The sequence below is a fragment of the Haemophilus influenzae genome (assembly GCF_019703545.1).
In the GTDB taxonomy this organism is placed as follows: domain Bacteria; phylum Pseudomonadota; class Gammaproteobacteria; order Enterobacterales; family Pasteurellaceae; genus Haemophilus; species Haemophilus influenzae_E.
This window is the reverse complement of record NZ_AP018771.1, coordinates 67,063-90,784: the sequence shown is the minus strand read 5'-3', so window position 1 is coordinate 90,784 and position 23,722 is coordinate 67,063. Positions and strand designations below refer to the sequence as shown.

Sequence of the window (23,722 nt, the reverse complement as noted above, 5' to 3'; positions counted from 1 at the left end):
TTAAATTTTAACTTCTCGTTTAAGTATTTACTTTTGAGTGATTTAAATCACGTAAATTTTTATTTTAAGGCAATAAATGAATAATAAAATTAGTGTTTATGATAAAGATAATTTCTTTGAGCTTTATCAGAAACTCCGTGCAAATCCAATTAGCCTCAATGAAATTATCGAAAAGCCCACCATGCTTTCATTGTTGCCTAATTTAAAAGGGAAGAAATTACTCGATTTAGGCTGTGGTACGGGAGGGCATTTACAACTTTATTTAGAACGAGGGGCGGCTAAAGTAATTGGAACTGATCTTTCCGAAAAAATGCTCGAACAAGCTGAAAAAGATCTTCAAAAGTGCGGTCAATTTTCAGGGCGTTTTTCCTTATATCACTTACCAATGGAAAAATTAGCTGAGTTACCAGAAAGTCATTTCGATGTGATTACTAGCTCTTTTGCCTTTCATTATATTGAAAATTTTCCGGCATTATTATCAACGATCCATGACAAACTCTCGTCTAATGGCACATTAATTTTCTCACAAGAACATCCGATAACTACCTGCCATAAAGAGGGAGAACGCTGGGAAAAAAATGACAAAAAACAGCAAGTCGCTTATCGTTTAAATCATTATCGAGAAGAGGGGAAACGCAATAGAAATTGGTTCAAACAACCTTTTCAAACCTATCATCGAACAACAGCAACAATTATCAATAATTTAATTCATGCAAGGTTTCAAATCGAGCAAATGGAAGAACCCATGCTTGCTGACCAACCGCAATGGCATAATGAATTTAAAGATTTGTCACATCGACCACCATTGTTATTTATCAAAGCAAGAAAAGTGGAGAAATAAACAAAATAAACTGGTTTTTAACCGCACTTTATGGTATAAATCGCCCCGCTGTTTTTGCCTTTCAAAAGCAGTTTTTTAATTACTAACAACACACACATATTAACAAGGCTTAATCGGGGTGCCAAACGGTCGATTAGCTGATATGTGGAGGCTCAACCCCAACAAAAGGAAAATATTATGGCACAAGTTTCAATGCGCGACATGATCAACGCAGGCGTACACTTCGGACACCAAACTCGTTACTGGAACCCACAAATGAAACCTTTCATTTTTGGTGCTCGTAACGGTGTTCACATCATCAATCTTGAAAAAACTTTACCTTTATTCAACGAAGCTTTAGCGGAATTAACTCGCATTGCTAGCAACAATGGTAAAGTATTATTCGTTGGTACAAAACGTGCAGCGTCTGAAGCAGTTCAAGCAGCAGCATTAGATTGTCAGCAATATTACGTAAACCACCGTTGGTTAGGTGGTATGTTGACTAACTGGAAAACCGTTCGTCAATCAATTAAACGTTTAAAAGATTTAGAAACCCAATCTCAAGACGGTACTTTTGATAAATTAACCAAAAAAGAAGCGTTAATGCGTAGCCGTGAGATGGAAAAACTTGAATTAAGCCTTGGCGGTATCAAAGATATGGGTGGCTTACCAGATGCATTATTCGTTATCGGTGCGGACCACGAACATATCGCTGTTAAAGAAGCAAATAACCTAGGTATTCCTGTATTTGCTATCGTTGATACTAACTCAACACCAGCTGGCGTAGATTTCGTTATCCCTGGTAACGATGATGCGACTCGTGCTATCCAACTTTACGTTTCTGCAGCTGCAGCAGCGGTTAAAGAAGGTCGTGGTAACGAAGCTCAAGTTGCTGAAGAATTAGCAGCTGACGCAGAATAATTTAAGTTTTGCAATAAGGCGAAGCCCTTAATAATCAAGCGATTAATTGGCATAGGGGCTAAAATTTAGCCCCTATATTTTTATCTAAAAGTGCGGTCAAAATAAACCGCATTTTCGACAGAGGATTTTAAAAATGGCTGAAATCACAGCATCATTAGTAAAAGAACTTCGTGACCGTACTGGCGCAGGTATGATGGAATGTAAAAAAGCATTAGTTGAAGCAAACGGTGATATTGAGTTAGCAATCGACAATATGCGTAAATCTGGTCAAGCTAAAGCAGCTAAAAAAGCAGGCCGTGTTGCAGCTGAAGGTGTTATCCTTGCTCGTGTAGAAAATGGTTTCGGTGTATTAGTTGAAATGAACTGTGAAACTGACTTCGTAGCAAAAGATGCAGGTTTCTTAGGTTTAGCAAACGAAGTGGCTGATTTCGCAGCAGCAAACAAAGGTACAACTATCGAAGCATTACAAGCGCAATTTGAAGAAAAACGTGCTGCATTAGTTGCTAAAATCGGTGAGAACATGAATATTCGTCGTGTTGCTTACTTAGATGGTCAAGTAATTGCACAATACTTACACGGTGCAAAAATTGGCGTATTAGTTGCGGGCGAAGGTTCTGCTGATGAACTGAAAAAAGTAGCAATGCACGTAGCTGCATCTAAACCTGAATTCGTGAACCCAGAAGATGTATCTGCTGAAGTGGTTGAACACGAACGCCAAATCCAAATCGATATTGCGATCAACTCTGGTAAACCAAAAGAAATCGCAGAGAAAATGGTTGAAGGTCGTATGAAGAAATTCACTGGTGAAGTTTCATTAACAGGTCAAGCATTTGTAATGGATCCTTCTGTATCTGTAGGGGATTTCTTAAAATCAGTAAATACTTCAGTTTCTAACTTCATTCGTTTAGAAGTAGGCGAAGGTATTGAGAAAAAAGAAGAAGATTTTGCTGCTGAAGTTGCAAAAATCACTGGCGGTAACGCATAATTCTTTAACGATAAAAAATGTATGCTTGTAAGCCCAATTTAAAGTTGGGCTTATTTATTTTTAAAAGAATTTCAACTTATTTCGTTAAGTAAATTTTATACACATAAAAATCTGCATTTTAATCAGTTATTAAACTTGTAAAATGCAGATTAAATGATGGGGTATCAATTAAGAAATTTTCTTTTCTAATGCTTTTAGGCGTTTATGTATGCCATCAATGCCTAATGTTAGAGCTGCCGTTTTACGCCACTCTTTATTCGTTTGTAATGGGATACCAGAGGAATATACGCCAGGCTCTGTAATTGGACGCATAACCATTCCCATTCCAGTAATGGTTACTTTATCACAAATTTCCATATGACCATTAATCACACTCGCACCGCCAATTAAGCAATAGCGACCAACAGTTAAGCTACCTGCCATAATAACGCCACCCGCAACCGCTGTACCTGTGCCAATATGAACATTATGTGCAATTTGACAAAGGTTATCGATAATAACGTTATCTTCAATAATCGTGGCATCTAATGCGCCTCTGTCAATACAGGTATTCGCACCAATCTCAACGTTATTACCAATTATTACTTGCCCTACTTGTGGAATTTTAATCCAACGACCACGATCATTTGCATAACCAAAACCATCACTACCGATAACTGTTCCTGATTGAATTAAGCAATTAGCTCCAATCTCAACGTTATGGTAAACAGTGACATTAGCCCAGAGCTGAGTGCCTGAACCTATCTTGGTATTTTTACCAACAAAGCAATTTGCACCAATGATCACGTTATCACCTAGTACAACACCTTCTTCAATCACTGCGTTCGCACCAATAGATACATTTTCGCCCAATAAAACACCATCAAAAATGACCGCACTTTTTGCGATTCCTTGTGCCGCTTTTGGCGTGCTATCCATATATTGCGCTAAAATTGCGTAAGCCACATAAGGATCTTTAACAATAAGTAAATTGCTTTCTGGAGAACAGTGTTCAACATCCTCTTCAGAAACAACCAAAATCCCTGCTTTAGAATCTTTCAATAATGCACGAAATTTTACGTTAGAAATAAAAGTGAGTTGATTTGATTGGGCTTTATCGAGAGGAGCGATATTCTCAACAACAACATCGGCGTTACCGCGAACGGTAGCGCCGATTTGAGTTGCCAATTCTTGTAAAGAATAGGATTTTTGCATTATGAGAACCTATTATTTTTTCTCTTGTGCTTTTTCAGAAGCAGGAATAGATTTTAATACTTCTTCAGTAATATCTTTACCCTCTACCGCAAATACAACTGAATTTGCATCAAGCACATAAGTATAACCTTTTGCTTTTGCTAAATTATTTGTCGCAGTTTGAATGCTATTTAATAATTTACCACGTTCTTCAGCTTGACGTTTTTCATTTTGAGCTTGGAATTCTTGAACTTTTTTATCTTGTTCTTGCATTAATTTTTGTAATTCAGCATCTTCAGCCGCACCTAATTTATTAATTTCCTCTTGGCGTTTTTGAATATCAGCTTGACGTAAGCGAGGTGCATCTTTTTCTAAAGCCGCAACTTTTGCTTCTACTTTTTTACGAGCAGCAGCAATTTTATCATCAACTTCTTTTTTGCTTGCTGCTAATTTCTCAGCTACAGGTTTAAATTCAGCATCAAGTTTATCTGCTACCGCTTGGCGATCTGGGTGATGTTGAAAAATATAACCTGCATTAATGAAAGCAATTTTTTCTTCAGCGGAAGCATAGCCTGAAGCAAGTGCAATACCTAAAGCAAGTGCGGTTACTTTTGCGATGTTTTTCATTTGATAAATATCCTTAATTAAATGATGGGTTTAATATTTTCTCTGCCCAATTCAATTAGGCAGAGAACGTTGTTTTTGAGTTCTGATGAAGAAAAAAGTTCAATTTATTAGAAAGAACCTCCAATACTAAATTGGAACTGTTCGACATCATCATTTTCATATTTTTTAATTGGTTTGGCATAAGAGAATACCAATGGACCAATAGGAGATTGCCATTGGAATCCGACACCTGTAGAGGCACGAATACGGCTTGATTTGCCATAATCGGGTAAGCTTTTCAATACATTGTTATCTAACCCACTCTTATCCGATTTCCATTTAGTATTCCAAACACTTGCCGCATCAACAAATAGGGAAGTTCGGACCGTATTTTGGCTCTTATCGCTCACAAATGGAGTTGGTACAATAAGTTCTGCACTCGCAGTTGTGATTGCATTACCGCCAATCACATCAGAACTTATCTTCTTAAAAGTAGCATTACCATTACCATGTTCGGCATAAATTGCATTAGGCCCAATACTACCATAAGCAAAACCGCGTAATGAACCAATGCCACCCGCTGTATAAGTTTGATAGAACGGTAAACGCTTGTTTCCAAAACCATTTGCATATCCTGCAGATGCTTTTGCAGATACAACCCAGAGGTGATCTCTGTCTAATGGGTAGAAACCCTGTACGTCTGCACTTAGTTTGTAGTATTTGTTATCAGAACCTGGAATTGTAACTCGTCCACCAAGACTTGCTTTAACCCCTTTAGTTGGGAAATAGCCTCTATTAAGGCTGTTATAGTTCCAACCAAAAGAAAAATCAAAGTCATTTGTTTTAATACCATTACCTTTAAATTTCATTGATTGAATATATAAATTACGGTTATATTCTAGAGCAAAGTTACTAATTTTATTATAGGTATGGCCTAATCCTACATAATAGGAGTTATTTTCATTTACAGGGAAACCTAAAGTAACATTACTTCCATAAGTCGTACGCTTATAGTTAGAGGATGTATCACTTTTAGAGTTATCATAGTTTTCAAAGAAAACATTTCCACCAAGACTTACACCATCTTTAGTAAAATAGGGCTCGGTATAACCCAAATTGACACTCGTACCATAATCATTTTTCGTACCAGCTATACTTACAGCAGCCCCTGTTCCTAAGAAATTATCTTGTTTAACACTTGCTTGATAACTAATACCACTCTCTGTACCGTAACCAATACCAAAGTTGATACTACCCGTGTTACGTTCTTTGACTTTATATACGACATCCACTTCATCATTACTACCATTGATAGGATCAATTCGGTTTTCGACTGTTTCGAAGAAACCTGTACGATCTAAGCGAATTTTTCCTAACTCAACTAATTGTGAATTATACCAAGTTCCTTCTTGTTGGCGCATTTCCTGACGTAAAGTGCTATCAGCAGAAACGGTATTTCCTTCAAAGCGAAGTTGGCGAACAGTTAAACGTCGTCCAGCATCAACAACAAAGGTTATCGCTAATGTTTTATTTGCATCATCAAAATCAGGTACTGAATTTACCGTTGTGCTACCGTAACCGCGTTCTCCAAGTTTTGCTTTAATTGCATTTTCTACATCTGTAATATCACTACGGCGGAAAGTATCATTTAAATGTAATGCTGAAAGTAAAGGTTCAAGCTCGGCAGACATACCTCCCAGATTACCTATAATGCGTGCACTACGAAGGTCATACTGTAAACCTTCATTTACATCAATGGTTACATTAACTTTTGTTTTTTCATCATTTAGCTGAACATCCGTTTTAGTGATTTGTGCTTTGGCATAGCCATTATTTAAATAATAATCACGAATTGCCTGCAAATCTTTCTCGAATTGCGCACCTTCAAATTTATTTCCCCATAATTTCCACCAAGAATCAGGTTGTAATTCCATTTGTTCTTGTAATGTACTGCTACTAACAGATTCGTTCCCCTTGAAAGTTAATGATGCCAATTTTGCTTTATCATCTTCATTGATTTGAATTAAAATTTCAGCGCGATTATTTGGTAGCGTATTGACAATAGGTTCAACGGTTGCGTTATAGCGACCTACACTTGCATAGTGCTCTTTTACACTTTTGGCAAATTCATTTAATTTTTCTCGAATTAAAACATCGCCAACTTTAAACCCGTTAGCATCTAAGTTTTGTTTTAGTGCTTCAGTGGGAATAATAGAGTTACCTTTGATTTTAACATCTGAAATGATCGATTTAGCCACAACGCTAACAACAAGCACATCGCCTTCTTGATGCGCTTTCACATCATCGAATCGACCACTTACGAATAAAGAGCGGACAATATTAGCCACATCATTGTCAGTCACACGCTGACCGGCACGAACAGGTAAACTTGCTCGGATTTGTTGTTCTAAGTCACCTTGAACACCATCCACACGAATATCTTTTGCCACAAAAGGTGCGGCAAACACAGTCGTTGTCGTACCGAATAATAAACTTGCGATTAGAAGTTTTTTCATCGATTGTATCCTATATAAATTATAGACGTAAAAAATCATTAAATAATGCAAACACCGTTAAGCTTAATAACAGTGCTGCGCCAATTCGATAACAGATGCTTTGCACCCGCTCAGAAACAGGTTTTCCTTTAACAGCTTCCATTGTTAAAAAAACTAAATGACCGCCATCTAATACTGGTAATGGAAATAAATTCATAATCCCTAAATTTACACTAATCAATGCCATAAAACTTAAAAAATACACCAATCCAATATTTGCTGATGCACCAGCACCTTTTGCAATAGAAATTGGCCCACTTAAATTATTTAATGACAAATCGCCAGTAAGTAATTTCCCTAATATTTTCAAGGTTAAAAGGGAAAGTTGTCCTGTTTTTTCAATGCCTTTTTGTAAAGATTCAAGAATACCATATTTTAATTCAGTACGGTATTCATCCGCTAATTTTGTCAAGGTTGGGCTAACCCCAACAAACCATTTGCCATTTTGATTACGCACTGGAGTTAGGACTTTGTCAAATGTTTCTCCATTACGTTCAATTTTTATAGTAAAAGTTGTGCCTTGTTCGACCTGTTTTATAAAATCTTGCCAAGGAAGTGCGGTTAAATTTTCTTTTAAAATTTTATCACCGATTTGTAAACCAGCTTTCTCAGCGGGAGAATTTTGAACAACTTTAGAAAGCACCATTTCAACTTTAGGACGCATAGGCATAATCCCTAATGCCTCAAAAGCACTTTCTTTTTCAGGATCGAATATCCAATTTGTAAGATTTAAAGTCCGTTGTTGTTCAATATTAGAATTGAAAGGAGAAAGGGTAATTTCAACATTAGGCTCCCCCATTTTTGTTGCAAGTAGCATATTGATGGTTTCCCAATCTTGAGTTTCTTCGCCATCAATTGTAAGAATTTGCGTATTGGGTTCAATGTGGGCTTGTGCTGCGATTGAGTTTGGTGTTATTGATTCAATCACTGGTTTAACCGTTGGTATTCCATAAAGGTAAATGACCCAATAAGCAAAAATTGCAAAAATAAAATTAGCTAAAGGGCCTGCAATAATTACAAATGCGCGTTGTAATACGCTTTTACTGTCAAATGCTTGTGATTTTTGCTCAGCAGGAACTACTTCATTACGTCCATCAAGCATTTTTACATAGCCGCCTAAAGGAATCATTGAAATCGCAAATTCTGTACCGTGCTTATCGATACGTTTCCAAATTACCTTACCAAAGCCAATTGAAAAACGATGGACTTTTATACCGCACTTTCTAGCAGCCCAAAAGTGACCATATTCGTGAACGGATACTAATATAGCAATAGCAATGATAAAAGAACCTAGTGACCACAAAAATGACATTCAAAATCCTTATAACACAAAGAAATAGAAATAGCTGAAAAAAGGTACCGCGGCAGTCAAGCTATCAATGCGATCTAATACACCGCCATGACCAGGAATCAATTGGCTACTGTCTTTAACTCCTGACTCACGTTTAAACATACTTTCAGTTAAATCGCCCAATACTGAAATTGCAACTGTCGCTACAGAAAGAATGATAAATCCAGTAATATTTCGATCGCCTACTAAAGTATTGTTAGAGAAATGAATAAAGATAAAAGCAAGCACTAATGCTGTAATTAATCCACCAATAACCCCTTCCCAACTTTTACCTGGCGATACTTTAGGGGCAAGTTTACGTTTGCCAAAGGCGCGTCCGCTAAAATAAGCACCAGAATCAGCTGCCCAAACAAGTACAAATACGTAAAGTAATAAAAATAAGCCGTGATAAGGATCATGGGTATAGTGTTCTAAACGTAAACGTAATACACCTGCGACAAATGGAATCAACGTAGAAAAGGCAAATAAAAGTTGTAAAAGTGGATTTTTAGACCAAAATTTAGCTGATTTAGGATAACTGATCACAAGTAACAAAGCTAAACCCCACCAGCTAACAGCATTTATCAATAAAAGCTGAAGATGTTGTTCAAACACACGCCCTGCATCTAAATAGTTGCCCTCAGTATAGAGCCATAAGAAGATAAATACGCCTAAAAAGGTAGTCACAAAAAAACGTATCAAAGGTTGTTTTAGGCGAGCAAATTGAGTCCATTCCCAAATGCCTAAAATCGCTACTGCCCCTAAAGCGAGGGCAAAATAAAAAGGTGTGAATAAAAATAGCGCACATAAAACTGCAGCAATTAACACAATAGCAGATAAAACTCGTTGTTTAAGCATAATTTTAATCCGTTTAACTATTCAGTCCCGCCAAAACGGCGATGACGTTGTTGATAACTTGCAATCGCGCGATTAAATTCTAATTGATTAAAATCAGGCCAAAGCACATCGGAAAAATATAATTCCGCATAGGCAATTTGCCATAATAAAAAGTTGCTTATGCGCTGTTCTCCACTGGTGCGAATTAATAAATCCACAGGTGGTGCATTTTGGGTTGCAAGATGATGTTGAAAAGTCGAGTTATTAATATCTGAAACTGACATTTCTTCTTTTTTAACTTTTTCTGCAATTTGTTTAGCGGCTTGAATAATATCCCAACAACCGCCGTAATTTGCCGCAATATTGAGTGTAAGTGCGGTATTTTTTTCTGTTAAATTTTCCGCTTTTTTGATTTTTTCTTGTAAAGTTTCACTAAAACGAGATACATCGCCTATAATTTTCAGACAAATATTATTTTTATGTAATTTTTTCACTTCGCGATCCAAGGCTTGCATAAAAAGCGACATTAACGCGCTGATTTCTTGTTCTGGGCGACTCCAATTTTCGCTACTAAAGGCATAAAGTGTGAGTACTTCCACACCGATTTGTCGTGCATAAGCCACTGCTTTGCGTACCGCAGTAACGCCATTGGTGTGTCCGAAAATTCGCATTTTATTTTTCTGTTTTGCCCAACGGCCATTACCATCCATAATAATGGCAACGTGTTTTGGTATATTTGTTTGATCCAACTCTATCATTATTTTTATTATTGAGAGACCTCTATAAATTTGGTGGTAAACTATATCATAAGTTATATTGGCTTGCTATGAATTCCTTTGTTCTAATTTGTTCTGTAAAAATTGAAAATTTATTGTAAAAAACAACTAAAAAACCACCGCACTTTTTATTTCTCTCCCTATTAATTTTTGCCATTTTACGGTATTCTATGCCACATTTTCTATTGTCAAAATGCTGCAAAAGTGCGGTTAAAATTTAAGGTGATTTTATGCAAGAACAATATCGCCCCGATATGATCGAACCAAAGGTTCAACAATATTGGGCAGAAAATAAAGTTTTCAAAGCAATCAAAGACGAATCTAAAGAAAAATATTACTGTCTTTCTATGTTCCCATATCCTTCTGGTCGCCTGCATATGGGGCACGTGCGTAACTACACTATTGGTGATGTCATTTCTCGTTATCAACGCATGCTAGGCAAAAACGTATTGCAACCATTTGGTTGGGATGCTTTCGGCTTACCAGCAGAAGGTGCCGCAATCAAAAACAAAACTGCGCCTGCTAAATGGACGTACGAAAACATTGCCTACATGAAAAAACAACTTCAGCTTTTAGGCTTTGGTTTCGACTGGGATCGCGAAATCGCAACCTGTAAACCAGAATACTACAAATGGGAACAATGGTTCTTCACTGAGCTTTACAAAAAAGGCTTAGTGTACAAAAAAACCTCAACCGTAAACTGGTGCCCGAATGATGAAACCGTACTCGCAAACGAGCAAGTACACGAAGGTTGTTGCTGGCGTTGTGATACACCTGTGGAACAAAAAGAAATTCCACAATGGTTTATCAAAATTACTGACTATGCAGAGCAATTATTAGGTGGTTTAGATGCCCTTCCACAATGGCCTGACATGGTAAAAACCATGCAGCGCAACTGGATTGGTCGTTCTGAAGGGGTAGAAATTACCTTTGATGTTGCAGACACCAACGAAAAAGTGGCGGTTTACACCACGCGTCCAGATACCTTTTATGGCGTAAGTTATTTAGGCATTGCGGCAGCACATCCATTAGCAAGTTTAGCGGCTCAAAACAATTCCGAATTAGCCGTCTTTATCCAAGAAGCGAAAAACGCCAAAGTGGCAGAAGCTGATCTTGCGACAATGGAGAAAAAAGGAATGGCAACGGGCTTATTTGCTATTCATCCATTGACGGGGGATAAATTACCGATTTGGGTCGCGAATTTCGTGTTAATGCATTACGGTACTGGCGCAGTAATGGCTGTTCCTGCTCACGACCAACGTGACTTTGAATTTGCTCAAAAATACGGTTTACAAATCAAGCAAGTTATTGAACCCATTGCTGATGAGGAAATTGATTTAACTAAACAAGCCTTTACTGAACACGGCAAACTCGTTAATTCAGCTGAATTTGATGGTAAAGACTTTGATGGCGCATTCAACGGTATCGCAGATAAATTAGAAAAATTAGGTGTTGGAAAACGTCAAGTTAATTACCGTTTACGTGACTGGGGCGTTTCTCGCCAACGTTATTGGGGGGCGCCAATTCCAATGCTAACCCTTGAAAATGGCGATGTAGTACCTGCACCAATGGAAGATTTACCTATTATTCTGCCTGAAGATGTGGTAATGGATGGCGTAAAAAGTCCAATTAAAGCAGATCCTAACTGGGCCAAAACAACCCTTAACGGCGCACCAGCGTTAAAAGAAACGGATACCTTTGATACCTTTATGGAATCCTCTTGGTATTACGCGCGCTACACTTGTCCACAATATCAAAATGGCATGCTTGATGCGGAAGAAGCAAACTATTGGTTACCAGTGGATCAATATATCGGTGGTATTGAACACGCAACAATGCACTTGCTCTACTTCCGTTTCTTCCACAAATTATTACGGGATGCAGGATTTGTAACTAGTGAGGAACCAGCCGATAAATTATTATGTCAAGGTATGGTGCTTGCAGATGCTTTCTACTACACAAGTCCAACCAATGAGCGTATTTGGATAAGTCCAACACAGGTGACTCTTGAACGTGATGAAAAAGGCAGAATTATTAAAGCCACCGATCCTGAAGGGCGTGAATTAGTCCACAGTGGCATGACAAAAATGTCGAAATCCAAAAATAACGGTATTGACCCACAAGAAATGGTAGAAAAATATGGTGCCGATACTGTTCGTCTATTTATGATGTTTGCCTCTCCAGCAGAAATGACCTTGGAATGGCAAGAATCTGGCGTAGAAGGGGCGAAACGTTTCTTAGGGCGTGTTTGGAATTTGGTATATCAATATCAACAAAATCCAGCAAAAACTAGCCTAGATTTGACCGCACTTTCCGCAGAACAAAAAGTGCTTCGTCGTGAAGTTCATAAAACCATTGCGAAAGTGAGCGATGATATTGGTCGTCGTCAAACATTTAATACTGCGATTGCTGCAGTGATGGAATTGATGAATAAACTGACTAAGGCATCGCTTGATAGCGAGCAAGATCGTGCAGTTATGGCGGAGGCATTAAGTGCAGTTGTTCGTATGCTTTATCCAATTACGCCACATATCTGTTTTGAATTATGGCAAGCTCTTGGCAATGAAAGTGCTATTGATACTGCAGAATGGGTAAAAGCCGATGAAGCCGCAATGGTAGAAGATGAAAAACTGATTGTTGTGCAAGTAAATGGCAAGGTTCGTGGCAAAGTTACTGTTGCGGCAGATGCAGATGAAGACACAGTCAAAACGATTGCTTTTGCGGATGAAAATGTGAAGAAATTTATTGATAATCAACACATTGTCAAAGTGATTTATGTCGTAGGTAAATTATTAAACGTGGTAGTGAAACCATAATACATAGGGTGTGTGGATTTAAAATTCACGCACCATTTTTTATAGGTATGTGAAATATTTACATTTTACACGTCCTACAATAAAGGTAATTTTTATGATCAACTCAATCAAGACTTTACTGCTTATCGCAACATTAGCAATTCTTTCTGCTTGCGGTTGGCATTTTCAACAGTCGGTTACTATGCCAAATGAATGGCGAACATTAGCCCTTGAAAGTGATGACTCTTATAATGATTTTACTGTTATTATGCGTCGCAAATTGCAGGAAAATCAGGTTAATGTCGTCAATTTAGAACAAAATATTCCGATTTTACGTATTAATAAACAGATTACTTCAGATCAAGTCGCGTCTATTTTTAAGCACGGACGTGAGGCAGAAAAACTTTTAATGTTGGAAGTAGAAGCCACTTTCCGCCTTGCTAATGGCGAAAGCTATCCAATCAATGCGAAAGTAAACCGTACTTTCTTTGATAATGCACGTGCAGCATTAGCCAAATCAGAAGAACGAGAGGTAATTTGGAATGATATGCGCGAGCAAGTAGCACGTCAATTAATCGTAAAAATAATTGCGTTACAAAATCAAATAAAAAGGAAATAATGAACCGCATTTTTCCAGAGCAACTAAATCATCATCTTGCGCAAGGCTTGGCTAGAGTTTATCTCTTGCAAGGGCAAGATCCTTTATTACTTAGTGAAACTGAGGATACTATTTGTCAAGTGGCAAACCAGCAAGGTTTTGATGAAAAAAATACTATTCAGATTGATAGCCAAACTGATTGGGCGCAACTTATAGAATCTTGTCAATCTATAGGATTGTTTTTTAGTAAACAAATACTAAGCTTGAATTTACCTGAAAATTTCACCGCACTTTTGCAGAAAAATCTGCAAGAACTTATATCCGTATTGCATAAAGATGTCTTGCTTATTTTACAGGTAGCAAAATTGACTAAAGTGCTTGAAAAGCAAACGTGGTTTATTACACTTAATCAATATGAACCAAATGCAATACTGATAAATTGTCAAACACCGACGGTAGAAAACTTACCACGTTGGGTAAAAAATCGTACCAAAGCAATGGGATTAGATGCTGACAATGAAGCAATTCAACAACTTTGTTATAGTTACGAAAATAACCTGCTCGCACTCAAACAAGCTCTGCAGCTTTTAGATTTGCTCTATCCTGACCATAAACTTAACTACAATCGTGTTATTAGCGTAGTAGAACAATCTTCAATTTTTACACCATTTCAATGGATTGATGCTTTGCTAATGGGAAAAGCAAATCGTGCTAAACGTATTTTAAAAGGTTTACAAGCTGAAGATGTGCAACCTGTTATTTTATTACGCACACTACAGCGAGAATTATTTACGTTGCTTGAACTCACAAAACCACAGCAACGTATTGTGACAACGGAAAAACTTCCAACTCAACAAATTAAGACTGAATTTGACCGTCTAAAAATCTGGCAAAATCGCCGACCGCTCTTTTTAAGTGCTATTCAACGTTTAACTTACCAGACTCTCTACGAAATTATCCAAGAGCTTGCCAATATTGAACGCCTTGCTAAACAAGAATTTAGTGATGAAGTGTGGATTAAACTCGCTGATTTATCTGTAAAAATTTGTTTGTAGTCACAAGGCAAATAAAATAGACAATATTGAAATAAGATTTTTGATAAAAAATGGTCTTTTTTGATGTCATTATTTGGGAATTATTTGGGAATTATTTGGGAATTATTTGGCAAGTTAGAAAATTTATCAATCTTTAATTCTCGTTTAATTTCGTTTTATCTGTCAAGCGTGAAATAAACAAAAAGCGAATATTTTTGTTCGTTTTGTGATAAGTGTTTGTTTTTCGGGTATAATATGCCCGTTTAGTTTTTGGCTAAATTTCATAATAAATCTTTCGTTGTATGGTTTTTTTTCCTAAGTCCCCGCGCCAACCAAGTCCAAGCCTCGCGGGGTTTTTTTGCCCTCAAGTCAGTGCACGACTTAAAACAACTTGCCTTGCGCTTTATCTTGCCCTTTTAACTGTGCTAATCGTTCTTCATTCGTCATCGGCTTAATGCCTTTTTCCTGCAAGGTTTCTTTTTCGGTTTTATCCCAGTTGTTCGCTTCGGGGCAATCCACATGAACCGCCCTTTTAATGTTACTAATCTGCCCTACAAAATCGGCGTTTAATTGCCCACATGATGAAGGCTTTTTTTAAATTTATAGCTATCTAAAATTAAACTTTCCGTTTCTTTTTTCGGGAATTCTATATATAGAATTTTCCCTATAATTAATTCCTCTAATTTGTTTAATATGTCGAATTTAAGTATGCTAATCAGCATGGAATTTTCCGACTTTTGGGGGCACTAAATACAAGATCATTAATACATGTTCTTTCTACATTGTGGTTTATATAAATTGAAAAAGGCAATAAATCAATTTGATAATAATGCAATAAATCATCTACTGTTACTGGCTCGCCAAATTCTCTTGTCAATTTATCCGCTGCCTGTTGCAAGCTATACCATTTTCTAGGGGGTAATGTTGGTTTATTTTTTGGCATAATTTTTCTTATCCTAAGTAAAAATAAAGCCCAGTTTAGTGGGCTTTGTCATATCTTGCTTTATAGTTCTAATTGTTCAGGTTTGCATTGATAGATTTTTGCTAATTTTTCACGGGTCTTTTTCTGCGGTTTGCTTTCTTTGCGTTCTGCTTGAGAAATTGCAGATTGTGTTAACCCAGTGTGTTTTGCTACTTCAGCTTGTGAAAGACTGCGATAAATGCGCCATGCAGCCAATAAACTAACTTCCTGTTCAAACATGATATTTACTACATCATTTGGAATTAATTTATCGCCATCTTCGCTTGCTTCTACAGGGATATTTTCCCATTCTTCCGCATTTTCATCATCAAAAGGGCTTGCCTTCATAATTAAGTCTTCATACTCTGCGATAGGCAAAATAACAAATTCAGGCTGCCCTTGTGAATTATTTATGTATCTGTGATTTAAGTTCATTTTGCTTTCTCCTAACTATAAGTGCGTTCACTACGGCGTTTAATCGCTTGAATGTTGATAATTTTGGGTTGGCCGTTGATCACTTCAAAAATTATGCGGTAGTTACCTACGCGCAACCGCCATTTTCCCTCTTCGCCTTTTAGTTTCTTTGTGTCTAGTGCTTCACTAGGGAATTCGCTTAAGGCATTTACTTTTTCCCTTATTGCTTTTTGGTAACGGCCATCTATTTTTAAGAGTTGCCGTAACGCATCTTTTGTCCAGTTTACGATATTCATCGAGATTCTTTGAGGGTATATCATTAATTAGATTATAAGTTAATAATCTATCTTTGCAATAAGAAAATTAGATTTTTTATAAAGATAAAGCCCCTTTCGGGGCTTGATTAGTGGCGATTGCGTTCGAGTTTTTCGCATCGTTTGATATATTCGGTTGTGAGGTCTATGGCTTCGCGTTCAGTAAGCGCGCCAATGTTGCAAAGGTGCTCTATAAATTCCGCCTTCATAATATCGCCCCCACGGTCTGAAAATGAATCTAGCTGCCTGAATATATCTCCTTTTCTCATTTTGTTATTTACGTGAGTTTGTCGCATTGCTCCCTATTCAAACGTAAAACAAGCGGATGCGGTGGCTTTATTGTTGAAAGTGCGGTTGTTTTCTAACGCACTTTGTTCAAGCTGCCCCCATAATTCACGCATAAATCGAGGCTTTTCATTCGCCTGTATGATTCCACGTGAAATATAATCCTGCACGCTGTAATTGATAAATAAATGCACGGCTTCAAGCAATTTACTAGCACATTCTTCAGGGGTTATCTGTTCCATTATTGCACCTCATCAATGCCTTCAATTAGCACCGCATAGCGGTGATTTTCTAGCAAGTAATCAAGCATCACAGAGAAATAAATTTGCACGTTATTTTGTCTCGGTTCTTGTTTGAAGAACAAGCGAGCGGTGTTTTGCTTGAAGTAAATCGCAAGGTTAGAAAGCGTTGTAATTAAAATGCAGTCTGCCGGAAAGAAAGGCGCATTAATCGCACGCAACCCGCCAATTAGATTCTGTGTGGTGATTAGCACGCCGTTTTGGCTGTTGAGCTGTTTCGCATCGAGATTGACTAAAGCACTGCTCAACATAATCTCCCCACGTCTGCATAATCTCTTGTCTAGAACGCCATTAATTCCTTAGGCGGTATTGATGGAAAATTCTTAGTAATTGGCTTTTTAAATCTTTTGGATAATCTTGTAAAAGGATTATTTTCTAACACGCCTTCATCAATCGCATTATCAAATATTTGTTTTATTGCAATGCATAACTTATCGCACATACCTGTTCCCTCGTTTTTGTTCCTTCATAAAGAGGGAACATTTAAGGGAACAATAAAAACGAACAATGACAAACAATAAAAGACGAAAACAACAATAAGGTTGATTCTAAAATGCTGTTTTTATGATGTTTTTTGACAGAAAAGACGTTATTTGACAAGTCGAATGGTCCCCCCTACCGGACTTGAACCAGTGACCAAGCGATTATGAGTCGCCTGCTCTAACCGACTGAGCTAAGGGGGGAGAGTGCGGTAATTATAGAGAAATAATCACTTGAAGTCTATAAAAGAAGGGATGATTGACGAAAAATCAACCATCCCTTTTTACATTATTGAAGCACTGAAATATCAGCTACTTGTAAGAATAACCCTTGTAACGTATTTAAAATCGCTAATCGGTTTTGGCGTAGTGCTGGATCTTCAGCATTTACCATCACGTTATCAAAGAAATTGTCTACTGGCGCACGTAAGTTTGCTAATTTATCCAATACTGTCGTGTAATCGCCTTGTGCGATAAGCGGTTGTACTTCAGTGCGTAATGCCAGTACCGCTTCAGCAAGGGCTTTTTCTGCTGGCTCTACGCAAGCGGTTAAATTGATCTCGCCAATTGCCGCACCTGCTTTCGCTAAGATGTTACTTACACGTTTATTTGCTGCTGCTAACGCTTCCGCTGAATCTAAAGTACGGAAATGTGAAACTGCACGCACGCGCGCATCAAAGTCAGCAGGGCGAGTTGGACGACGTGCTAATACCGCTTGAATTACATCCACCGCAATGCCTTCATCTTGATACCATGCACGGAAACGGCCGAGCATGAAGTCCACCACATCAGCAACCACGTTTTGATTCGTGAGTTTATCACCGAAAAGTGCGGCTGATTTTTTCACTAAATCTTCTAAATCAAGTGGTAAGTTTTTCTCTACGATAATACGTAACGCACCTAATGCCGCACGACGAAGTGCGAATGGGTCTGCACTGCCTTTTGGTGCTTGTCCAATACCGAAGATCCCTGTTAAAGTGTCAAATTTATCCGCTAAAGCGACCGCACTTGCCACCAAAGACTTAGGTAATTCATCACCCGCAAAGCGTGGCATATATTGTTCGTTTAACGCCACGGCCACTTCTTCATCTTCACCATCATGACGAGCATAGTGCATTCCCATTACACCTTGTGTATCAGTGAATTCAAATACCATGTTGGTCATCAAATCACATTTTGACAGTAAACCCGCACGTTTTGCTTTTGCTTCGTCTGCGCCGATTTGTTTTGCAATTTCGCCTGCAAGTTGTTCAATGCGGTCAGTTTTGTCTTTTAATGTACCAAGTTGTTGTTGGAATAACACGGTTTCTAAGCGTGGTAAACGATCGACCAGTTTTTGTTTTAAGTCGGTTTTGAAGAAGAATTCCGCATCGGTTAAACGTGGACGAACCACTTTTTCGTTCCCTTCGATAATCGCGATTGGATCTTCTGGGTTGATGTTCGACACGAAAATAAAGTGCGGTAATAATCTGCCGTCTTTATCATAAATCGGGAAATATTTTTGGTCTCCTTTCATGGTGTAAACCAAGGCTTCCGCAGGCACCGCTAAGAAATGTTCTTCAAATTTTGCTGCTAAAACATTTGGATATTCCACCAAGGAAGTGACTTCTTCAAGCAAGCTTTCTTCAATATCAGCCTCGCCGCCAAGTGCGGTCGCTTTTGCTTGAGATTTTGCAAGAATTTCTGCTTTACGCTCGTTGAAGTCCGCCACCACAGAACCTTTTTCACGCAATAATTGTGGATATTGGTCTGCATGTTGAATTTCAAATTCTTTCTCGCCTAAGAAGCGGTGACCGCGAATGGTGCGAGCACTTGCCACTCCTAAAATTTCGCCTTCAATTAACTCATCACCTAACAACATAGTCACAGTGTGAACTGGACGAATAAATTGCACGGTTTTGTCCGCCCAACGCATTGGTTTTGGAATTGGCAATTTCGCCAACGCGTTTGCCACAATATTGTTAAGTAAGTTTTTGGTCGGCTGACCTTTAATTTTTGCACGGTGAACGAGCCATTCGCCTTTATCAGTTGTAATGCGTTCTGCTTGCTCAACAGTAATGCCACAACCACGCGCCCAGCCTTCTGCCGCTTTAGTTGGTTTACCTTCCGCATCAAAGGCTGCTGACACTGCAGGCCCTCGTTTTTCGATTTCTTTGCTCGGTTGTTGTTTCGCCAAGTTCAACACTTTCACCGCCAAACGACGCGGCGCCGCAAACCATTCGATTTTGTCGAATGATAAGCCTGCCTGGTTTAATTCCGCCTCAACGTTATCCGCAAAAGAGGTTGCTAATGTTTTGAGAGCTTTTGGTGGCAGCTCTTCAGTGCCGATTTCTACTAGGAAGTTTTGGGTTGTCATTTTGTTTTCTCTGGTAAGGTGCAACTTGCTGCATTGATTACTTATTTACATTTCATCTATCACATCATTAATATTTTCAATAATATATTCATGATTTTCTAAAATCCAAAGAAGAGATTTAATTCTTGTCTGATTATCATACTTATTAGTTGTGAATTTACCATAAAAGTTACCTTCATTATCAACAATCACTGGCCCACTTGTAGAATACTTATTCCAAGGACTTTCACTGTTATACTTAGAGCCATAAGTTCCGTATTTATTCCAAATACTATCGCTATTATATTTAGAGCCGAATTCACCATATTTATTCCAAATTGATGAGTTATCATGTTTACTACAGTTCAAACAGCCTAAAAATTTATCATGATTATCTCCACCAAAAAGCAAATATGCTGGTGCTGCAAAGGTATTTATTGATAAAAATAATAATGGGGGTAACAAAAATTTCTGTAATGTCATAGCATTTTCCTTAGATTAATATAATTGATTCAATGTGGAGTGAGAATTTTAATAGCTCACACACGATTTAATTGTTTTCTTCGTTTAACTTCTGCCACAAACGCAAGCGTTTGTGGCAGAAGTTAATCCAACCTCGTACTCAATCAGCCCTTGCATTCTCTAAAAACAAATAAATCTGCTCTACTACCGCTTCAATTTCACGTATGACTTCATCATTGCTAAACCGCATCACCGTAAAACTAAGTGAATTTAATGCTGCGTCTCGCAATGCGTCTTTTTCCTGATAATCAGGTTCATAATGCTGGCTACCATCTAATTCGATAATCAGCTTTGCTTTCGCACAATAAAAATCAACGATATAACTTAAAAGTGGCTTTTGTCGATTAAATCGAAATCCTAATAATTGATCTCGATTGATGCGTTGCCATAATTTTCTTTCCGCATCCGTTTGATCCGCTCGCAGTGTCTGCGAATTCAGCTTTAAGTATTTTTCATAGGGTTGCATGAAAACTGCTGTTCTATCTTTCCCAAAACTTAAAAAATTACTTTTAACTTTGATAGGTCTAAAACAACATCGCCATTTGGTAATAACAATGCAGGAATGCCTAAATAGCCATTTGCTTTCGAGTTATCAAATTCTGCATTGCTATCGCGTAAACGAATAAATTGTTTGAGATTAGGTAATGAAGTCATAATTTCTACTTCATCGTAATCCACACCTAAGCGATCCAACTCCGCGACAAATGGCGCGGTATCTGGGCATGTTTCTGCATAAAAAAGAATGGGTTTGCTCATTTTGCTCTCCTAAAGTGCGGTCAAATTTCACCGCACTTTTTTGAATTACCTTTAAATGTTATTTTTTACAACCTGGGAAACCTAAGGCTTCACGGCTTGCATAATAAGCTTCAGCCACGCCTTTAGTTAAGGCTCGAATGCGTAAAATATAGCGCTGGCGTTCGGTGACCGAAATTGCTTTACGCGCATCTAATAAGTTAAAGCTGTGTGCTGCTTTCAAAATACGCTCATAAGCCGGCAATGGTAACGGTTTTTCTAAGGCTAATAACTCTTGTGCCTCTTTTTCGTATTGATCGAAGCAGTAGAATAAGAAATCTGTGTTTGCGTGTTCAAAGTTATAGGTTGATTGCTCAACTTCATTTTGATGGAACACATCGCCATAAGTGGTTTTGCCTAATGGACCGTCAGACCAAGCTAAGTCATACACAGAATCTACGCCTTGAATGTACATGGCTAAACGCTCTAAACCGTAGGTTACTTCGCCCGTTACAGGTTTACATTCTAAGCCGCCCACTTGTTGGAAATAGGTAAACTGGGTTACTTCCATACCGTTTAGCCATACTTCCCAACCCAAGCCCCATGCACCTAATGTTGGGTTTTCCCAGTTATCTTCCACGAAACGGATGTCGTTTTGTGTTGGATCGAAACCGAGCATTTCAAGCGAGCCTAAATAAAGTTCTTGAATATTATCTGGAGAAGGTTTGATCACTACTTGGAATTGGTAGTAATGCTGTAAACGGTTTGGGTTTTCGCCGTAGCGACCATCGGTCGGACGACGAGAAGGTTGAACATAAGCAAATGCCATTGGCTCTGGGCCTAATGCGCGCAATGCAGTCATGGGGTGAGAAGTACCTGCACCCACTTCCATATCAAAAGGTTGCACAATGGTGCAGCCTTGGTTTGCCCAATATTCTTGTAGGGCTAAAATCATACCTTGGAATGTTTTTACGTTAAATTTTGTACTCATAATCGTCGATCTAATGTGATTAAAAATGTTGGTATTATACTTGAATCCGTAAAAGGGATAAAGGCGAAAAATGCGGTTGAAAATCAGGCTTTATAAAGATATCAAGTAAGTAATTTGGAATATTTAGGTAGATTTTAAGTTTTATTTTAGTATAGTTTTTTTTGATTGATTTAATAGATTTCAATTGTTCAAACCTTTCTATATGATTCGCAAGAAATTCATTTCAACCTAACTAAATTTATTCACTTTACAAGGAATCTACAATGAGTTCTCAATGTCCTTTCTCGCACTTAGCTGCGACAAACTTAACAATGGGTAACGGTGCACCCGTTGCTGATAACCAAAACAGCTTAACAGCTGGTCCGCGTGGTCCATTACTTTCACAAGATTTATGGCTTAACGAAAAATTAGCTGATTTCGTACGTGAAGTGATCCCAGAGCGTCGCATGCACGCTAAAGGTTCTGGTGCATTTGGTACCTTTACTGTGACACACGATATTACTAAATATACTCGTGCAAAAATTTTTAGTGAAGTGGGTAAAAAAACTGAAATGTTCGCACGTTTTACCACCGTGGCAGGCGAACGTGGTGCAGCAGATGCTGAGCGTGATATTCGTGGTTTTGCATTAAAATTCTATACTGAAGAAGGTAACTGGGATTTAGTAGGTAACAATACGCCAGTATTCTTCTTACGTGATCCACGTAAATTCCCAGATTTAAATAAAGCAGTAAAACGTGATCCTCGCACTAATATGCGTTCAGCAACTAATAACTGGGATTTCTGGACATTATTACCAGAAGCATTACACCAAGTAACTGTTGTAATGAGTGATCGTGGTATTCCAGCAAGTTATCGTCATATGCACGGTTTCGGTTCTCACACTTATAGTTTCTGGAACGAAGCGGGCGAACGTTTTTGGGTAAAATTCCACTTCCGTACTCAACAAGGCATTAAAAATTTAACAGATGCTGAAGCAGCCGAAATTATTGCAAATGACCGTGAAAGCCATCAACGTGATTTATATGAAGCGATTGAACGTGGTGATTTCCCTAAATGGACATTATTTGTACAAATTATGCCGGAAGCAGATGCGGAAAAAGTGCCTTATCACCCATTCGACTTAACTAAAGTATGGCCGAAAAAAGACTATCCATTAATTGAAGTCGGCGAGTTTGAATTAAACCGTAACCCAGAAAACTTCTTCGCTGATGTAGAACAATCTGCATTTGCACCAAGTAACTTGGTTCCGGGTATTGGCACAAGCCCTGACAGAATGTTACAAGCTCGTTTATTTAACTATGCGGATGCACAACGTTACCGTTTAGGTGTGAACTACCGTCAAATTCCAGTAAACCGTCCACGTTGCCCTGTTCATAGCAACCAACGTGATGGTCAAGGTCGTGTAGATGGTAACTACGGTAGCTTGCCACACTACGAGCCAAACAGCTTCAGCCAATGGCAACAACAACCAGACTTTGCTGAACCACCACTTCGTATCAACGGAGATGCAGCACACTGGGATTATCGTAACGATGATAACGATTACTTCAGCCAACCTCGTGCATTATTTAACTTAATGAATGCAGAGCAAAAACAATCATTATTCAACAACACGGCAGCAGCAATGGGCGATGCACCTGATTTCATCAAATATCGTCATATTCGTAACTGCCACTGGTGTGATGCCGCATACGGTGAAGGCGTTGCGAAAGCATTAGGTTTAACCGTTGAAGATGCATTAAAAGCTCGTGATACTGATCCTGCATTAGGTCAAGGTGGATTGTTATAATCTTTCGAGTTTATTATTTTAAATAAATAATAGTAAGGAATCTGCACCCAAAAGTTAGGCTAAGGTTTAACTGATTAGGGTGCAGATTTTTTTTCAATGAAATATTACGAATTCATTACATAATACTTGAACGATTTTGTAATCGTTCAAAAATTTGAATGTAAAAATAA

General features: G+C 38.2%; 24 protein-coding genes and 1 tRNA gene. 7 read left to right on the top strand and 18 right to left on the bottom strand.

The features are described from left to right. Positions 1-76: 76 nt before the first annotated feature. The 3 genes from K6J66_RS00435 (at position 77) to tsf (ending at position 2,726) form a co-directional block, all read left to right on the top strand. Positions 77-841, top strand: a complete 765-nt coding sequence (locus tag K6J66_RS00435; protein ID WP_110442708.1) for a class I SAM-dependent methyltransferase — start codon at positions 77-79, stop codon at positions 839-841. Between the two features lie 177 nt (positions 842-1,018). After that, positions 1,019-1,741, top strand: coding sequence for a 30S ribosomal protein S2 (gene rpsB / locus K6J66_RS00430; RefSeq protein ID WP_005645552.1), 723 nt, complete (start codon positions 1,019-1,021; stop codon positions 1,739-1,741). A gap of 133 nt (positions 1,742-1,874) precedes the next feature. After that, the gene (gene tsf, locus K6J66_RS00425) at positions 1,875-2,726 is read left to right on the top strand and encodes a translation elongation factor Ts (RefSeq protein ID WP_005648092.1); all 852 of its coding nucleotides are present in this window, start codon (positions 1,875-1,877) and stop codon (positions 2,724-2,726) included. A gap of 168 nt (positions 2,727-2,894) precedes the next feature. On the opposite strand, the gene lpxD is transcribed toward tsf, so the two are convergent. The 6 genes from lpxD to uppS all read right to left on the bottom strand — a co-directional run bounded on the left by lpxD (position 2,895) and on the right by uppS (position 9,985). Continuing rightward, positions 2,895-3,920, bottom strand: a complete 1,026-nt coding sequence (gene lpxD / locus K6J66_RS00420; RefSeq protein WP_005651483.1) for a UDP-3-O-(3-hydroxymyristoyl)glucosamine N-acyltransferase — start codon at positions 3,918-3,920, stop codon at positions 2,895-2,897. Positions 3,921-3,932: 12 nt separating this feature from the next. After that, positions 3,933-4,526 (bottom strand): OmpH/Skp family outer membrane protein, encoded by a 594-nt coding sequence (locus K6J66_RS00415; protein WP_005655852.1) that lies wholly within the window; start codon positions 4,524-4,526, stop codon positions 3,933-3,935. Between the two features lie 107 nt (positions 4,527-4,633). Then, on the bottom strand, positions 4,634-7,021 hold the full coding sequence (gene bamA / locus K6J66_RS00410; protein ID WP_038440124.1) for an outer membrane protein assembly factor BamA: 2,388 nt from the start codon (positions 7,019-7,021) through the stop codon (positions 4,634-4,636). 19 nt (positions 7,022-7,040) lie between these two features. Next, entirely contained in the window at positions 7,041-8,372 is a 1,332-nt protein-coding gene (gene rseP, locus K6J66_RS00405) for a sigma E protease regulator RseP (protein ID WP_005655855.1), read from the bottom strand. A gap of 9 nt (positions 8,373-8,381) precedes the next feature. Further along, positions 8,382-9,248: a phosphatidate cytidylyltransferase gene (locus K6J66_RS00400; RefSeq protein ID WP_005655857.1), complete on the bottom strand. Its 867-nt coding sequence runs from the start codon at positions 9,246-9,248 to the stop codon at positions 8,382-8,384. 17 nt (positions 9,249-9,265) lie between these two features. Beyond that, positions 9,266-9,985, bottom strand: a complete 720-nt coding sequence (gene uppS / locus K6J66_RS00395; RefSeq protein ID WP_005655860.1) for a polyprenyl diphosphate synthase — start codon at positions 9,983-9,985, stop codon at positions 9,266-9,268. A 248-nt stretch (positions 9,986-10,233) separates the two neighbouring features. On the opposite strand from uppS, the gene leuS reads away from it, so the two are divergent. The 3 genes from leuS to holA all read left to right on the top strand — a co-directional run bounded on the left by leuS (position 10,234) and on the right by holA (position 14,451). Further along, positions 10,234-12,819 (top strand): leucine--tRNA ligase, encoded by a 2,586-nt coding sequence (gene leuS / locus K6J66_RS00390; RefSeq protein ID WP_005655862.1) that lies wholly within the window; start codon positions 10,234-10,236, stop codon positions 12,817-12,819. Between the two features lie 94 nt (positions 12,820-12,913). Continuing rightward, positions 12,914-13,417, top strand: a complete 504-nt coding sequence (locus K6J66_RS00385) for an LPS-assembly lipoprotein LptE (protein ID WP_005651506.1) — start codon at positions 12,914-12,916, stop codon at positions 13,415-13,417. Beyond that, positions 13,417-14,451, top strand: a complete 1,035-nt coding sequence (holA, locus tag K6J66_RS00380; RefSeq protein ID WP_038440122.1) for a DNA polymerase III subunit delta — start codon at positions 13,417-13,419, stop codon at positions 14,449-14,451. The genes K6J66_RS00385 and holA overlap by 1 nt, the downstream gene beginning before the upstream one ends. A 360-nt stretch (positions 14,452-14,811) precedes the next feature. On the opposite strand, the gene K6J66_RS00375 is transcribed toward holA, so the two are convergent. From K6J66_RS00375 to glyQ, 12 genes are all read right to left on the bottom strand, one after another. Continuing rightward, positions 14,812-14,949 (bottom strand): hypothetical protein, encoded by a 138-nt coding sequence (locus K6J66_RS00375; RefSeq protein ID WP_162877091.1) that lies wholly within the window; start codon positions 14,947-14,949, stop codon positions 14,812-14,814. 196 nt (positions 14,950-15,145) lie between these two features. Continuing rightward, positions 15,146-15,373, bottom strand: a complete 228-nt coding sequence (locus K6J66_RS00370; protein WP_229380842.1) for a hypothetical protein — start codon at positions 15,371-15,373, stop codon at positions 15,146-15,148. 60 nt (positions 15,374-15,433) lie between these two features. Then, complete coding sequence (locus K6J66_RS00365; protein WP_006995582.1) at positions 15,434-15,826, bottom strand: helix-turn-helix domain-containing protein; 393 nt, start codon at positions 15,824-15,826, stop codon at positions 15,434-15,436. An 11-nt stretch (positions 15,827-15,837) separates the two neighbouring features. After that, positions 15,838-16,101: a type II toxin-antitoxin system RelE family toxin gene (locus tag K6J66_RS00360; protein WP_038440121.1), complete on the bottom strand. Its 264-nt coding sequence runs from the start codon at positions 16,099-16,101 to the stop codon at positions 15,838-15,840. Between the two features lie 320 nt (positions 16,102-16,421). Continuing rightward, a complete protein-coding gene (locus K6J66_RS00355; RefSeq protein WP_005659141.1) occupies positions 16,422-16,646 on the bottom strand; it encodes a hypothetical protein in 225 nt (74 codons plus the stop codon). Further along, positions 16,646-16,954, bottom strand: a complete 309-nt coding sequence (locus K6J66_RS00350) for a P2 family phage major capsid protein (protein WP_038440119.1) — start codon at positions 16,952-16,954, stop codon at positions 16,646-16,648. Before K6J66_RS00350 ends, K6J66_RS00355 begins: the two co-directional genes overlap by 1 nt. A 355-nt stretch (positions 16,955-17,309) precedes the next feature. Then, positions 17,310-17,386: transfer RNA gene (locus K6J66_RS00345), tRNA-Ile, on the bottom strand. A gap of 85 nt (positions 17,387-17,471) precedes the next feature. Continuing rightward, a complete protein-coding gene (gene glyS / locus K6J66_RS00340; RefSeq protein WP_038440118.1) occupies positions 17,472-19,538 on the bottom strand; it encodes a glycine--tRNA ligase subunit beta in 2,067 nt (688 codons plus the stop codon). Positions 19,539-19,583: 45 nt separating this feature from the next. Then, positions 19,584-20,000, bottom strand: a complete 417-nt coding sequence (locus K6J66_RS00335; protein WP_005663585.1) for a hypothetical protein — start codon at positions 19,998-20,000, stop codon at positions 19,584-19,586. 139 nt (positions 20,001-20,139) lie between these two features. Next, positions 20,140-20,505: an endonuclease domain-containing protein gene (locus K6J66_RS00330; protein ID WP_038440117.1), complete on the bottom strand. Its 366-nt coding sequence runs from the start codon at positions 20,503-20,505 to the stop codon at positions 20,140-20,142. A 29-nt stretch (positions 20,506-20,534) separates the two neighbouring features. Continuing rightward, positions 20,535-20,795 carry a hypothetical protein gene (locus tag K6J66_RS00325; RefSeq protein ID WP_005663579.1) on the bottom strand — a complete coding sequence of 87 codons (261 nt, stop codon included), beginning with the start codon at positions 20,793-20,795 and terminating at the stop codon, positions 20,535-20,537. Positions 20,796-20,853: 58 nt separating this feature from the next. After that, positions 20,854-21,762, bottom strand: coding sequence for a glycine--tRNA ligase subunit alpha (gene glyQ / locus K6J66_RS00320; RefSeq protein WP_005659158.1), 909 nt, complete (start codon positions 21,760-21,762; stop codon positions 20,854-20,856). A gap of 263 nt (positions 21,763-22,025) precedes the next feature. Here glyQ and K6J66_RS00315 point away from each other — a divergent pair, with 263 nt between their 5' ends. After that, a complete protein-coding gene (locus K6J66_RS00315) occupies positions 22,026-23,552 on the top strand; it encodes a catalase (RefSeq protein WP_038440116.1) in 1,527 nt (508 codons plus the stop codon). Positions 23,553-23,722 lie beyond the last annotated feature (170 nt).

Coding starts and splice junctions, on each gene's coding strand:
- K6J66_RS00435 (WP_110442708.1), top strand. CDS start 77: ATGAATAATAAAATTAGTGTTTATGATAAAGATAATTTCTTTGAGCTT.
- rpsB (WP_005645552.1), top strand. CDS start 1,019: ATGGCACAAGTTTCAATGCGCGACATGATCAACGCAGGCGTACACTTC.
- tsf (WP_005648092.1), top strand. CDS start 1,875: ATGGCTGAAATCACAGCATCATTAGTAAAAGAACTTCGTGACCGTACT.
- lpxD (WP_005651483.1), bottom strand. CDS start 3,920: ATGCAAAAATCCTATTCTTTACAAGAATTGGCAACTCAAATCGGCGCT.
- K6J66_RS00415 (WP_005655852.1), bottom strand. CDS start 4,526: ATGAAAAACATCGCAAAAGTAACCGCACTTGCTTTAGGTATTGCACTT.
- bamA (WP_038440124.1), bottom strand. CDS start 7,021: ATGAAAAAACTTCTAATCGCAAGTTTATTATTCGGTACGACAACGACT.
- rseP (WP_005655855.1), bottom strand. CDS start 8,372: ATGTCATTTTTGTGGTCACTAGGTTCTTTTATCATTGCTATTGCTATA.
- K6J66_RS00400 (WP_005655857.1), bottom strand. CDS start 9,248: ATGCTTAAACAACGAGTTTTATCTGCTATTGTGTTAATTGCTGCAGTT.
- uppS (WP_005655860.1), bottom strand. CDS start 9,985: ATGATAGAGTTGGATCAAACAAATATACCAAAACACGTTGCCATTATT.
- leuS (WP_005655862.1), top strand. CDS start 10,234: ATGCAAGAACAATATCGCCCCGATATGATCGAACCAAAGGTTCAACAA.
- K6J66_RS00385 (WP_005651506.1), top strand. CDS start 12,914: ATGATCAACTCAATCAAGACTTTACTGCTTATCGCAACATTAGCAATT.
- holA (WP_038440122.1), top strand. CDS start 13,417: ATGAACCGCATTTTTCCAGAGCAACTAAATCATCATCTTGCGCAAGGC.
- K6J66_RS00370 (WP_229380842.1), bottom strand. CDS start 15,373: ATGCCAAAAAATAAACCAACATTACCCCCTAGAAAATGGTATAGCTTG.
- K6J66_RS00365 (WP_006995582.1), bottom strand. CDS start 15,826: ATGAACTTAAATCACAGATACATAAATAATTCACAAGGGCAGCCTGAA.
- K6J66_RS00360 (WP_038440121.1), bottom strand. CDS start 16,101: ATGAATATCGTAAACTGGACAAAAGATGCGTTACGGCAACTCTTAAAA.
- K6J66_RS00355 (WP_005659141.1), bottom strand. CDS start 16,646: ATGGAACAGATAACCCCTGAAGAATGTGCTAGTAAATTGCTTGAAGCC.
- K6J66_RS00350 (WP_038440119.1), bottom strand. CDS start 16,954: ATGTTGAGCAGTGCTTTAGTCAATCTCGATGCGAAACAGCTCAACAGC.
- glyS (WP_038440118.1), bottom strand. CDS start 19,538: ATGACAACCCAAAACTTCCTAGTAGAAATCGGCACTGAAGAGCTGCCA.
- K6J66_RS00335 (WP_005663585.1), bottom strand. CDS start 20,000: ATGACATTACAGAAATTTTTGTTACCCCCATTATTATTTTTATCAATA.
- K6J66_RS00330 (WP_038440117.1), bottom strand. CDS start 20,505: ATGCAACCCTATGAAAAATACTTAAAGCTGAATTCGCAGACACTGCGA.
- K6J66_RS00325 (WP_005663579.1), bottom strand. CDS start 20,795: ATGAGCAAACCCATTCTTTTTTATGCAGAAACATGCCCAGATACCGCG.
- glyQ (WP_005659158.1), bottom strand. CDS start 21,762: ATGAGTACAAAATTTAACGTAAAAACATTCCAAGGTATGATTTTAGCC.
- K6J66_RS00315 (WP_038440116.1), top strand. CDS start 22,026: ATGAGTTCTCAATGTCCTTTCTCGCACTTAGCTGCGACAAACTTAACA.